10 protein-coding genes are annotated in these 12233 nt (G+C 64.8%); 7 read left to right on the top strand and 3 right to left on the bottom strand.

All coding sequences use genetic code 11. From position 1 onward, the window contains the following. Window positions 1-199: 199 nt before the first annotated feature. On the top strand, window positions 200-400 hold the full coding sequence (locus G3446_RS24000; protein WP_209262609.1) for a site-specific integrase: 201 nt from the start codon (window positions 200-202) through the stop codon (window positions 398-400). Window positions 401-632: 232 nt separating this feature from the next. Here the strand turns inward: G3446_RS24000 and G3446_RS23995 are convergent, their stop codons facing one another. The 3 genes from G3446_RS23995 to uvrA all read right to left on the bottom strand — a co-directional run bounded on the left by G3446_RS23995 (window position 633) and on the right by uvrA (window position 5815). Then, complete coding sequence (locus G3446_RS23995; RefSeq protein ID WP_164456087.1) at window positions 633-1733, bottom strand: DEAD/DEAH box helicase; 1101 nt, start codon at window positions 1731-1733, stop codon at window positions 633-635. Between the two features lie 78 nt (window positions 1734-1811). Continuing rightward, window positions 1812-2738, bottom strand: a complete 927-nt coding sequence (locus G3446_RS23990) for an adenylate/guanylate cyclase domain-containing protein (RefSeq protein WP_164456085.1) — start codon at window positions 2736-2738, stop codon at window positions 1812-1814. Window positions 2739-2989: 251 nt separating this feature from the next. Next, window positions 2990-5815, bottom strand: a complete 2826-nt coding sequence (gene uvrA / locus G3446_RS23985) for an excinuclease ABC subunit UvrA (protein ID WP_164456083.1) — start codon at window positions 5813-5815, stop codon at window positions 2990-2992. Between the two features lie 101 nt (window positions 5816-5916). On the opposite strand from uvrA, the gene G3446_RS23980 reads away from it, so the two are divergent. The 6 genes from G3446_RS23980 to rfbD all read left to right on the top strand — a co-directional run bounded on the left by G3446_RS23980 (window position 5917) and on the right by rfbD (window position 11418). Beyond that, on the top strand, window positions 5917-7356 hold the full coding sequence (locus G3446_RS23980; RefSeq protein ID WP_164456081.1) for an MFS transporter: 1440 nt from the start codon (window positions 5917-5919) through the stop codon (window positions 7354-7356). Between the two features lie 78 nt (window positions 7357-7434). Then, complete coding sequence (ssb, locus tag G3446_RS23975; protein ID WP_164456079.1) at window positions 7435-7935, top strand: single-stranded DNA-binding protein; 501 nt, start codon at window positions 7435-7437, stop codon at window positions 7933-7935. Between the two features lie 58 nt (window positions 7936-7993). Continuing rightward, on the top strand, window positions 7994-9052 hold the full coding sequence (gene rfbB / locus G3446_RS23970; protein ID WP_164456077.1) for a dTDP-glucose 4,6-dehydratase: 1059 nt from the start codon (window positions 7994-7996) through the stop codon (window positions 9050-9052). A gap of 13 nt (window positions 9053-9065) precedes the next feature. After that, entirely contained in the window at window positions 9066-9947 is an 882-nt protein-coding gene (gene rfbA / locus G3446_RS23965; protein WP_164456075.1) for a glucose-1-phosphate thymidylyltransferase RfbA, read from the top strand. Further along, complete coding sequence (rfbC, locus tag G3446_RS23960; protein ID WP_164456073.1) at window positions 9944-10510, top strand: dTDP-4-dehydrorhamnose 3,5-epimerase; 567 nt, start codon at window positions 9944-9946, stop codon at window positions 10508-10510. Before rfbA ends, rfbC begins: the two co-directional genes overlap by 4 nt. Next, entirely contained in the window at window positions 10507-11418 is a 912-nt protein-coding gene (gene rfbD, locus G3446_RS23955) for a dTDP-4-dehydrorhamnose reductase (RefSeq protein WP_164456071.1), read from the top strand. The genes rfbC and rfbD overlap by 4 nt, the downstream gene beginning before the upstream one ends. The last annotated feature ends 815 nt before the right edge of the window (window positions 11419-12233 follow it).

The following is a 12233-nucleotide window of genomic DNA, read 5'->3' as shown; positions in this document are numbered from 1 at the left end:
CGACCGCGCCCGGCGAGGCAGCCGCACCTCGTCCCTGTGGCAGCTTAGCAACAGTGGACCAAACGATGATCAAGGCCCACGTGCGCAGAGACCTGAAAACGCAGGTCAAACAAACGTCGCGCCTGGAGCACTCGGCATAGTCCGGGGCTCGGAATAGTGCCTCCTATGCCGAACTCGGCATAGTCGACGCTCCACCGCGATGCATATGCTGCAGTCCGGCGTCGCCTTCAGCGTGATCGCGCTCTGGCTGGGGCATGAGAGCATGACGACCACCCATCGCTATGTCGAGGCCGATCTGACGATGAAGCAAATCGCTCTGGCTCGCCTTGAGGACCCGGCGATGGAACCGACGCACTACCAGCCGCCCGATGAGCTGATGCGCTTCCTCTTGGAACTCTAAATTATGTAGAGATCGCGTCGCGCCGATGCCCCGCATCAGAGGTGTCGGCGCGAAAACTCAACATAAACGGGGCCTCTACATAAGTCCCATTATGTAGAGCGCTACATAATGGGACAGCTGAGTCAGTCGACTCGTTCGCGTCGGTGACCGCTCTAAGTCGATTCCCGACCTTCTTCACCACTGAGGCGGTGTGGCAATGCGGGCAACATGACCGGTGGCGAGGTGGGCGAATCTAAGAAATTCGCGACGAAACAGTGTTGGGAATAACACCCCCCAGCTGGATGCGCTTGGCCATCTGCTCGTAGTGATGTAGCTCGGCGATCTCCTTGGCGATGTCCTCACGCTCTTTGGCGGACAGGATCTCGGCGTCGATCTTCCCTTCGCCATCCTCTTCGCTCGCCTCGTCTAGGGCATCGAAATCCTGTGCCATGACCTCGGCCAGGTCGGTCGGCTCCTCCGTGTCGGCGACCAGGAGGCTCAGGTGCTGCTCGTCGTCGCTCGGCGTGAACTCCTCGACGATCGGGATTCGCTTGGTGTAGCTGATGGTATGCGCCACCTGCTTGCGCAGTGTGCGCTTGCACAAAGGGGCGATGCGCCGGCGCAGCGCCTGGAAGGTCTCAGGCTGATTCACCCGTGCAAACTGACGGCGAAAGCTGTCCAGATCGCCGAAGACGCGCTCGTCGATGACGCTGACCAGGCCGAACAGCTCCAGCAGGGAATTCTGAAGCGGCGTGGCCGTGAGCAGCACCTTGGCTGGTACCTGGGCAAGGCCGTCCTTCAGGGTATTGGCGATGACGTTGCTCGGCTTATAGACGTTGCGCAGGCGATGGGCTTCGTCGAAGACGACGATATCCCAGGGCACCTTGCGCAGGTCGTCGATCTTGGCCTTTGCGAACTGGTAGGAGCAGATGACAGGGCCGGCGGTGTCGAAGGGGTTGCCGACACCGTCGCGCTTCTGCTGGTTGTAGCCCTTGGACTCTAGAATCTGTCCTTCTAGCGCGAACTTGTCCATCAGCTCCTGGTGCCACTGCTTGCGCAGGTTGGCCGGGACGATGATCAGCAGTCGACGTCTGCGCTCAGCCCAGAGCTGGGCCAGCACCAGCCCGGCCTCGACCGTCTTGCCGAGACCGACCTCGTCGGCCAGGATCACTCCGCGCGACAGTGGGTTGCGGCAGGCGAACAAGGCAGCTTCGACCTGATGCGGATTCAGGTCGACCTGAGCGTCCAGCAGCGTCGAGCCGAGGGACTCGACCGTGTCGGCGTTTGCGCGACGCGTCAGCTCCCAGGCGAAGAACTGACTTTGGTGCGGTGAGATGTTGACAGACCTTGCCATTGCGTCCTTATCGTATCGTGGATGGCACAGGTTTTTGCTGGCCCGAGAATCCCAAGCTGGCCGGCTTTCGAGTCGTCCCTAGGCCTGCGGATCCTGGGCGGATGTCTCGCAGCTGTAGTGCAGGGTGATGCGCCCGGTGTCGTCCGCGCGCTGCCCGAAGCGGAGCAGGCCGCTGCCCCGCAGCCAGCGCTGCTCGCGATGCACGATGATGGGCGCGCGCGCGTCCCCCTCGAAGACCGAGGTCCCGTTGGTGCTTTGATCGAAGAAGATAATCCGGCCCTTTTGATACTCCAGGCGGCCATGCTGGCGGGAGACGCAGCCCTCCGGAATCACCAGATCGTTGCCCGTCTCGCGGCCGATGCTCAGGATGGGGTGCGCGGCATCCAGGGTGAATCTCTGATCGCCATAGCTCAGGGTGCAGCGGGAATAGGTTTCGCCCGCCGTCATCGCCAGCGCGCTCTGGCCGATCTGGGTCTCGCCGGGGTCTTGGCGCAAGACTTCGTAGATCTGGACGGGCGCGTCATAGCCCTTGATGCGGATCTCGTCCGCGACCCGGAAGCGCATCTCGGGCATGGCGCCGGCCGCGCTCAGCGTCTGCTGTGTGGTGAGGATCTGGTCGGTCTTGGCGAGGTCGACCATGCGCTTGGCGATGTGGATGGTGTCGCCGAACAACTGGTCTTGCTGCACCAGCAGGGGGCCGTGGTGCAGCCCGATGTGCATCCTGAGCCTCACGGGCGGCTGGCCGGACTCGCCGGCGGCCTTGACCGAGGCCTGTATCTCGAGCGCCGCCTCCAGTGCCTGGCGCGGACTGGCGAAGGTGCACATCAGCTCGTCGCCGATCCGCTCGCGGACCTGTCCCTGGTTGCGCTCGACCGCTTGCGCCACGCACTCCAGACAGCGCTGAATCAGCTGATGCGCGACCTGGTCGCCGTGCGCCTGAATGATGCGGGTACTGCCGCTGATGTCCGCGAATACGAGGGTGAGGGTCTCGACCTGCTCCGACATGTCTGCTCCGATTCGGCCTGCCTGGCGAGGTGCGCATGGACCGACCTGGTCGGCGTCTCGCGTTGCGCCCGGACCGCCGGCGGCGGCCCTAGAGCTCGGGCCCGGGAGGCATCGGCGCCGGCGCGGCCCCATTTAAGCGTGAAACTGGACCTGCGGCCAAGCGCGACCATCCCTGACCAAAGACTTGGGGCGCCTTCCCCTGATGACAGCTCCAATGTCCTATATCTGCGACGCGTGCCGACCGCTCGCCACTACCAGCCGCGCTCCAGCAGCGGCTTCAAAAAGCGCCCGGTGTGGGAGCGCGGATTCGCGGCGATCGTCTCGGGCGTGCCTGTGGCAATGATCTCGCCGCCCTTGTCGCCGCCCTCGGGGCCCAGGTCGATGATCCAGTCGGCGGTCTTGATGACGTCCAGATTGTGCTCGATGACGACCACGGTGTTGCCCTGGTCGCGGAAGCGGTGGAGGACGTCGAGCAGGTGCTTGACGTCGTGGAAGTGCAGGCCGGTCGTCGGCTCGTCGAGGATGTAGAGGGTGCGTCCGGTGTCGCGCTTGCTCAGCTCGCGGCTGAGCTTGACCCGCTGGGCCTCGCCGCCGGAGAGCGTGGTGGCGCTCTGGCCGAGGGTGACATAGGCCAGCCCGACGTCGACCAGGGTCTGGAGCTTGCGCTTGATCACGGGGACCGGGGCGAAGAATTCCAAGGCGTCTTCGATGGTGAGATTGAGGACCTCGTCGATGGTCTTGCCCTTGTAGCGGATCTCCAGCGTCTCGCGGTTGTAGCGCCGGCCCTTGCAGGTGTCGCACTGGACATAGATGTCCGGTAGGAAGTGCATCTCCACCCGGATGAGTCCGTCCCCCTTGCAGGCCTCGCAGCGCCCGCCCTTGACGTTGAAGCTGAAGCGGCCCGAGGTGTAGCCGCGCGAGCGCGCCTCCGGCACGGCGGCGAAGAGGTCGCGCACCAGGTTGAAGAGGCCGGTGTAGGTCGCCGGGTTGGAGCGGGGCGTGCGGCCGATGGGGCTTTGGTCGATGTCCACGACCTTGTCGAAGTGCTCCAGGCCTTCCACGCCCCCGTGCGGTGCGGGCCTCAAGCTGGCCCCGTTGAGGTGGCGGGCCGCGACCGGGTAGAGGGTGTCGTTGATCAGCGTCGACTTGCCCGAGCCGGAGACGCCCGTGATGCAGCAGAAGGTCCCGACCGGGATGCTTGCATCCACGGCGCGCAGGTTGTTGCCCCGCGCGCCGAGGACGCGCAGCTGGCGCTCTGGGTCGCTGGGTGTGCGGTCCCGCGGGATCTCGATCCTGAGGTCGCCGGAGAGGTAGCGTCCCGTCAGCGACGCGGTGCTCTGGGCGATGGCTTCCGCGCTGCCCTGGGCGACGATCTCGCCGCCATGGACACCGGCGCCGGGGCCGAGGTCGACGACGATATCGGCGCTGCGGATGGCCTCTTCGTCGTGCTCGACGACGATGACGGTGTTGCCGATGTCGCGCAGATGGGTAAGCGTCTTGAGCAGGCGGGCGTTGTCGCGCTGGTGCAGTCCGATGGAGGGCTCGTCGAGGATGTACATGACGCCGACCAGGCCGGCGCCGATCTGGCTGGCGAGCCGGATGCGCTGGGCCTCGCCGCCCGAGAGGGTCTCGGCGCTGCGCTCCAATGTCAGGTAGTCCAGGCCGACGTCGACCAGGAAGCGCAGCCGGGTGGCGATCTCCTTGATGACCTTGGCGCCGATCTCGCCGCGCTTGCCGGGCAGGGCGAGCGCCTCGAAGTAGCGCAGCGACTCGCCGACCGGCATGCGCGAGACGGCCGGCAGATTGTGGTCGCCGACGAAGACGTTGCGCGCGGCCTCGTTGAGCCGCGAGCCCTGACAGGCGGGGCAGGGCTGATGCGAGATGTAGCGCGCCAGCTCCTCGCGCACCGTGCTGGACTCGGTCTCGTGATAGCGTCGCTCCATGTTGCGGACGATGCCCTCGAAGGTGCGCGCCTTGGGGCTGCCCTTCTCGTAGGGCAGCTTGAGCTTGAGCTTCTCCTTGCCGCTGCCGTAGAGGACGATGGCGCGGATCTGCTCGGGTAGCTCGAGCCAGGGCGTCTCTGGGTCGAAGTCGTAGTGCTGGCCGAGCGCGCGAATCATCTGGAAGTAGTAGGCGTTGCGCCTGTCCCAGCCGCGCACCGCGCCGCCGGCGAGGCTGAGCTCCGGATGGACGACCACCTTGGAAGGATCGAAGAATTGCTCGATCCCCAGGCCGTCGCAGGTCGGGCAGGCGCCGGCCGGGTTGTTGAAGGAGAAGATGCGCGGCTCGAGCTCCGGGATGCTGTAGCCGCAGATGGGACAGGCGAACTTGGCCGAGAAGGTCAGCTCGGCGCGCTCCGGGTCGTCCATCCAGCCGATGCGGGCGATGCCGCCCGAGAGGTTGAGCGCGGTCTCGAAGGACTCGGCGAGGCGCAGCGTCAGGTCGTCGCGGACCCGGAAGCGGTCGACGACGACCTCGATGTCGTGCTTCTTCTTGAGGTCCAGCTCCGGGGGGGCGTCGAGCTCGCACAGCTGGCCGTCGATGCGGGCGCGGATGAAGCCCTGGGCGTGCAGCTCGCCGAGCAGGCGTTGGTATTCACCCTTGCGCGCGGAGATCACGGGGGCGAGCAGCATCAGCTTGTCGCCCTCCGGCTGATTGAGCACCTGGTCGACCATCTGGCTGACGGTCTGGGCCTCGAGCGGCTCGCCGTGGGTCGGGCAGCGCGGCTGGCCCACGCGGGCGAAGAGCAGGCGCAGGTAGTCGTAGATCTCGGTGATGGTCCCGACGGTCGAGCGGGGATTGTGCGAGGTGGTCTTCTGCTCGATGGAGATGGCCGGGGACAGCCCCTCGATGTGGTCGAGATCCGGCTTCTCCATGACGGAGAGGAACTGCCGCGCGTAGGCTGAGAGCGACTCCACGTAGCGGCGCTGGCCTTCGGCGTAGATGGTATCGAAGGCGAGCGACGACTTGCCCGAGCCCGAGAGCCCGGTGAAGACGATGAGCCGGTCGCGCGGCAGGTCGAGGTCGACCGCCTTGAGATTGTGCGTGCGTGCGCCGCGGATGCGGATGGTGTCCATGGTGCTGCCGGGTTGGATGGCTCTTGGCGGGGGCGCTCGATCCGCGGCCCGCCGCGAGCGTCCGGTGACGTCCGTGCTGTGGCCCGAATCAAACTGCTATTATGCGAAGCTTCGCCTTCAAGACGCAAAGGGCGTCCGCCGTGACACAGACAGCCCCCCAGCCTCCAGAGATCCCCCGTACCCCCTTGCTGCCGAGCGAGCGCCGCGCCGCGGCCGGGCTGGCCGCCATCTTCTCGACGCGCATGCTCGGTCTGTTCATGGTGCTGCCTGTGCTGGCCATCTACGCCCATGACCTGCCGGGCGCGACGCCGCTGCTGGTCGGATTGGCGATCGGCGCCTACGGGTTGACCCAGGCCATCTTTCAGATCCCGCTGGGCCTCCTATCGGATCGCATCGGTCGCAAGCCTGTCATCTATGGCGGCCTGCTGCTCTTCATGCTCGGGAGCGGCGTCGCCGCCACCGCGGACAGCATCCATTGGGTGATCATCGGTCGGGTGCTGCAGGGCAGCGGGGCCATCGCGGCGGCCATCATCGCCTTGACCGCGGATCTCACGCGCGACGAGGTGCGCACCAAGGGCATGGCCGCCATCGGCATCAGCGTCGCCCTGTCCTTTGCCGCCGCCATCGTCCTGGGGCCGGCCCTGTCACGCTGGATCGGGATCTCGGGCATCTTCTGGCTCACGGCCGTTCTGGCCGTGGTCGGCATGCTGCTTCTCGCCTATGTGGTGCCGGATCCCAAGCAATCGCGCATCCACCGCGACGCGCAGCCGGTGCTGAGTCAGCTCTCTGGTGTCATTCGCAATCCAACCCTGGTGCGGCTGGATGTCGCGATCTTTATGCTGCATCTGACCATGGTCAGTCTCTTCGTCGTGCTGCCGCTCTCGATCCAGGACGCGGGGCTGCAGCTGGCGGATCATTGGATGGTCTATCTGCCGGCCGTGCTGCTCGCGATCGTCGCCATGGTCCCCTTCATCATCATGGCGGAGCGGCTCGGCAAGGTGCGTCAGGTGCTGCTCGGGTCCGTGGTCACCCTGGGCCTCTCGATGCTCGGTTTCTTCGTCCTGAATCAATCCTTGTGGGGGATGGGCCTCCTGCTCTTGGTGGTCTTCACCATCTTCAATCTCTTGGAGGCCGTTTTGCCTTCGCTGGTCTCCAAGGCCGCCGCGGCTGGGGCGAAGGGAACCGCTATGGGCGTCTTCTCGAGCTCCCAGTTCGTCGGTGCCTTCCTCGGCGGGCTTCTGGGCGGCTGGGCACACGAGGGCTTCGGCGCGGATGCCGTCTATCTCCTCGGGGCAATGGCGTGCTTGGTCTGGGCGGGGCTGGTGTCGACCATGGCCATTCCCGAGAATCTCGCGCGGCACGTCATCTCGCTCGGCGGGGCACCGGAGGACGACGCGCCCAGCCTGGAAGCGCGTTTGCTCGCCGTCCCCGGCGTGAAGGAGGCCGTGATCGCGCTTGACGAAGGTGTGGCCTACCTCAAAGTGGACAGCCGTCAGCTCGATTGGGCAAGATTGCAGACCTTTTCTTCGGCCAATGCCTGACGAAGGAGAGGCCGGGATGGCTAGCGATATTCAGTGATTTATTGATCGTCCCGACACGCTGCGGGGCGGGAGGAAGAAATGGCGGGAGTCAACAAGGTAATTCTGATCGGCAATCTCGGCGCCGATCCCGAAGTGCGCTACATGCCAAGCGGCGACGCGGTGGCCAATGTGAGCATCGCGACCAGCGAGACCTGGAAGGATCGCAACACCGGCGAGCGGCAGGAGCGCACCGAGTGGCATCGCGTGGTCTTCTTCGGCAAGGTCGCGGAGATCGTCAAGCAGTATCTGCGCAAGGGCTCCAAGATCTACGTCGAGGGCAAGCTCCGCACGCGCAAGTGGCAGGGGCAGGACGGCCAGGATCGCTACACGACCGAGGTCGTGATCGATATGAACGGCACCATGCAGATGCTCGACAGCCGCCAGGGTGGCGCGATGGGATCCGCGGTGCCCTTCGACAACGACGCGCCGCCGGCGTCTCGCGGCGGTAGCCGGCCGGCTCAGCAGTCCGCTGGAAACGCCGGAGAGCCCTCGAGCGGTGTCGGCGGAGGCGCCGATTTCGACGACGATATCCCCTTCTGATTGGCCCTGATCTCGCCACCGACCGATCACCCCTAGGACCCCTTCGCAAGAGGACCCGATGCGCACCCTACTCGTCACCGGCGGTGCCGGATTCATCGGCGGCAATTTCGTCCATTACATCTTGGACGAGACCGACGCCCGGGTGATCAATCTAGACGTCCTGACCTATGCCGGCAACCTGGACACCCTGGCCGACCTGCGCGACAACCCGCGCCATGTCTTCGTGCAGGGCGATATTGCCGATCACGCCTTGGTCAGCCGGCTGCTCGCCGAGCACGAGGTCGACGCGATCGTCAACTTTGCGGCGGAGAGCCATGTCGATCGCTCCATCGACGGGCCTGACGCCTTCGTTCAGACCAATGTGGTGGGGACGTTCAATCTGCTGGACTGCGCCCGCGAGTATTGGAGCAAGCGCAGCGGCGAGGCGCGGGAAGCCTTTCGCTTCCTCCATGTCTCGACCGATGAGGTCTATGGCTCCCTCGGGCCGACCGGCCTCTTCACCGAGACCACGGCCTATGCGCCCAACTCGCCCTACTCGGCGTCCAAGGCGGCCTCTGACCACCTGGTCCGAGCCTGGTTCCACACCTACGGGCTGCCGGTCCTAACGACCAACTGCTCGAACAACTACGGGCCTTACCAGTTTCCGGAGAAGCTCATCCCGCTGATGATCCTCAAGGCGCAGCGCGGCAAGGCGCTGCCCATCTACGGGGACGGGGGCAACATCCGCGACTGGCTCTTCGTGACCGACCATTGCAGCGCTATCTGGCGGGTGCTCGAGGCCGGAGCGCCGGGCGAGGTCTATAACGTCGGCGGCAATAGTGAGCGCACGAACCTCGAGGTGGTCGATACGCTATGCGCTCTCCTGGACGAGCTGCTTCCCGACTCGCCGCATCGTCCGCACGCAAGCCTGAAGCGTTTCGTTCCGGATCGTCCAGGGCATGACCGTCGCTACGCCATCGACGCCAGCAAGCTCAAGCGCGAGCTGGATTGGGAGCCCCAGGAGACCTTCGAGTCGGGGATGCGCCGCACCCTGGCCTGGTATCTGGACAACCCGCAATGGTGTCAGCGCGTGACCGATGGCAGCTATCGCGGCGAGCGGCTCGGTGCCGCAGATTAGGATGGGAGATGGCATGAATCGAAAAGGCATCATCTTGGCCGGCGGCTCCGGGACTCGGCTCTACCCCTTGACACGGACGATCAGCAAGCAGCTCCTGCCTGTCTACGATAAGCCGATGATCTATTATCCGCTGTCCACGCTGATGCTGGCCGGAATTCGCGAGATCCTGGTCATCTCCACGCCGCAGGATCTGCCGATGTTTCGCTCGCTGCTGGGCGACGGCTCACAGTGGGGCATCGCCCTGAGCTACGCCGAGCAGCCGCGCCCCGAGGGGCTGGCCCAGGCCTTTCTGATCGGCGAGTCCTTCGTCGGCGACTCGCCCTCCTGCCTCATGCTGGGCGACAACATCTTCTACGGCCATGGCTTGGTCGATCAGCTGAAGGCCGCGAGCGCCCGCGAGCATGGCGCGACGGTGTTCGGCTATTACGTCTCGGATCCCGAGCGCTATGGTGTCGCGGAATTCGATGAATCCGGCAGGGTCGTCAGCATCGAGGAGAAGCCGGCCGCGCCCAAGTCGAAGTGGGCGGTCACCGGCATCTATTTCTACGACGGCAAGGCCTGCGAGCTGGCCAAGACCCTGGAGCCCTCGGCGCGTGGCGAGCTGGAGATCACGGATCTCAACAACTGCTATCTGCGCGAAGGCGAGCTGGCACTGGAGCGGATCGGCCGCGGCACGGCCTGGCTCGACACAGGGACGCACGAGTCCCTGATGGAGGCCGGGCAGTACATCGAGACCATCGAGAAGCGTCAGGGGCTCAAGATCTGCTGTCCGGAGGAAGTGGCTTTCATGAATCGCTGGATCGACGAGGCGCAGCTCTGCGCCATGGCCGAGGGGCTGCAGAAGAGCGGCTACGGCGACTATCTGCTCGGCCTGTTGCGCCGGGGCGCGCCATGAAGGTCATCGAGACGGCTATTCCCGGCGTCCTTATCATCGAGCCTAGGGTCTTTGGCGACGAGCGAGGCTATTTCCTCGAAACCTTCCGCGCCAGCAGCTATGCCGAGCAGGGCATTTCGCGGCCCATGGTCCAGGACAATCAGTCCTTCTCGCGCAAGGGCGTCCTGCGCGGTCTGCACATCCAGCACCCGCATGCCCAGGGGAAGCTGGCTCAGGTCCTCGCGGGGGAGGTCTTCGACGTAGCCGTGGACATCCGGCGCGGCTCACCCCATTTCGGAAAGTGGGTGGGTGTGACGCTGTCCGGGGAGAGCAAGCGTCAGCTGTGGATTCCGCCGGGCTTCGCCCACGGCTTCCTGGTGACTGGCGAGACCGCCCTCTTCGTCTACAAGAACACCGACTACTACAGCCCGGACACAGAATTCAGCGTCCGCTGGGACGACCCGGACATCGGCATCGAATGGCCTCTGGAAGGGACGCCCGAGCTATCGCAAAAAGACAAGCATGCCCTCTGCCTGAAAGAGATTCCGGCGGAGCGGCTACCAGGTATCGAGGACTACGCATGACCGACAGAATCCTGGCCGGGGCCCGGCCGCGTCTCCTGCTGATTGGTGCCAACGGCCAGGTGGGCTGGGAGCTGAGGCGAACCCTCGCCTGTCTCGGCGATGTGGTCGCGGCCTCGCTGGAAGGCGAGTACGGCCCGGTGATCGACCTGCTGGACGCCGGCGCGCTCACGCGGCTGGTCCGCGAGACCAAGCCGGATGCCATCATCAACGCGGCCGCCTACACCGCCGTCGACAAGGCCGAGACCGATCGCGAGACCGCCAGACGCATCAATGCCGACGCCGTGGGTGAGATGGGCGGGCTCGCCGCCGAGCTTGGCGTGCCCGTGATCCACTACTCCACGGATTTCGTCTATTCAGGTACGATCGGCCGCGCCTATACCGAGGATGACACCCCGGACCCGATCAATGTTTACGGCGAGACCAAGCTCGGCGGCGAGCGCGCCCTGCTGGAGTCCGGTGCCAAGGCGCTCATCTTCCGCACCAGCTGGGTCTATGGCGCGCGCGGCGCCAACTTCCTGCTCACCATGCGGCGCCTCTTCCAAGAGCGCGACGAGCTGCGCGTGGTGGACGACCAGATCGGCTCGCCGACCTGGAGCCGAATGCTCGCGGAGATCACGGCGCAGGTGCTCTACCGCGTCATCCGGGGCGACCTGGATCTGGACGAGGTCGGCGGTCTCTACAACCTGACCGGGGCCGGCGAGGTCAGCTGGTACGGGTTCGCGCGGGCAATCCTCGAGGCGAGCGGAAGCGCCTCCAAATTGCTTCCGATTCCTTCCTCCGAGTATCAGGCGCCGGCGAAGCGTCCGATGTTCTCGGTGCTCAGCAATCGGCGCTTCGAAGAGACCTTCGGCCTGGCAACCCCCGACTGGCGCGTGTCGCTGGCGCAGTGCCTGGAAGAGCTGACTTGAGCTGAGCGGTCGGCTTTCGGGCGCTAGGGCGTCTCTGGTCTTTGGGATTCACAGGCTCGAGGGACGCTGAGCCATCTGTTGGTCCGCAGCCTTCCAGGCTCGGGACGTCCGTTCGGGCGGTCAGGACCGCCAAGCCTTTCGCCTCTCGGTGCTGGTCCGATGTGTGCTGCTTCCACGAATCGTCCTCTCTTCAGCCTAATCGGAGCTGCCAGCTGCCAGCCGATGAAAATCATACAGTTGCCGGATTTTCTGGCCGGCCAGCCGCTCACCCGTTGGCTGACTCGGAGAAGACCTGAAAGTAGCTCCAACACAAAGCTCTAAGCTGGCTGCTGGTGGCTGATAGCTCTTTCTAGGCTCAATGAGCCTCGCTGCGCGCACTCCTCGCCCAGCCTAGTGCCTGTCTGCCCGATGTGACGTAACAAGGAGGTGCGGTGTGACGCTTGCGGTCGATACTTCGCTCTCGTTGGCGTTTTGCTTTTTCTAAGTCGCTGATTGAATTGCTATATATTCGATCCGCCCGCTCGTCGGGAAAAGTCTTGCCAGGTTCGGTTTTTGCGTACTTCAGGGCTAAGACAAGCGAGCTGCTCCGTCTTGGAGCTTTCGCAAACACTATGGCGATCTTGGCCAATCGAGAGCGCGCCGATTCTGGAGAACGATGATGTCGACGAAAACGATGAAATTCCTAAGCGGCAGCCTGGCCGGTCTGCTCTTACTGGGCGCGGGCAATGCCATCGCAGCGGCTCTCCCGTTTGCTCTGGGGTTGTGATATCTTTAAAATCAATGGCTTGCCTGCTGCTTTCCGCTAGAACCCTATT

The sequence above is a fragment of the Thiorhodococcus minor genome (assembly GCF_010820565.1).
Classification (GTDB): Bacteria; Pseudomonadota; Gammaproteobacteria; order Chromatiales; family Chromatiaceae; genus Thiorhodococcus; species Thiorhodococcus minor.
The sequence above is the reverse complement of the archived record's forward strand: the minus strand, read 5'-3'. Positions and strand labels throughout refer to the sequence as shown.

Coding starts and splice junctions, on each gene's coding strand:
- G3446_RS24000 (WP_209262609.1), top strand. CDS start 200: ATGCATATGCTGCAGTCCGGCGTCGCCTTCAGCGTGATCGCGCTCTGG.
- G3446_RS23995 (WP_164456087.1), bottom strand. CDS start 1,733: ATGGCAAGGTCTGTCAACATCTCACCGCACCAAAGTCAGTTCTTCGCC.
- G3446_RS23990 (WP_164456085.1), bottom strand. CDS start 2,738: ATGTCGGAGCAGGTCGAGACCCTCACCCTCGTATTCGCGGACATCAGC.
- uvrA (WP_164456083.1), bottom strand. CDS start 5,815: ATGGACACCATCCGCATCCGCGGCGCACGCACGCACAATCTCAAGGCG.
- G3446_RS23980 (WP_164456081.1), top strand. CDS start 5,917: ATGCGAAGCTTCGCCTTCAAGACGCAAAGGGCGTCCGCCGTGACACAG.
- ssb (WP_164456079.1), top strand. CDS start 7,435: ATGGCGGGAGTCAACAAGGTAATTCTGATCGGCAATCTCGGCGCCGAT.
- rfbB (WP_164456077.1), top strand. CDS start 7,994: ATGCGCACCCTACTCGTCACCGGCGGTGCCGGATTCATCGGCGGCAAT.
- rfbA (WP_164456075.1), top strand. CDS start 9,066: ATGAATCGAAAAGGCATCATCTTGGCCGGCGGCTCCGGGACTCGGCTC.
- rfbC (WP_164456073.1), top strand. CDS start 9,944: ATGAAGGTCATCGAGACGGCTATTCCCGGCGTCCTTATCATCGAGCCT.
- rfbD (WP_164456071.1), top strand. CDS start 10,507: ATGACCGACAGAATCCTGGCCGGGGCCCGGCCGCGTCTCCTGCTGATT.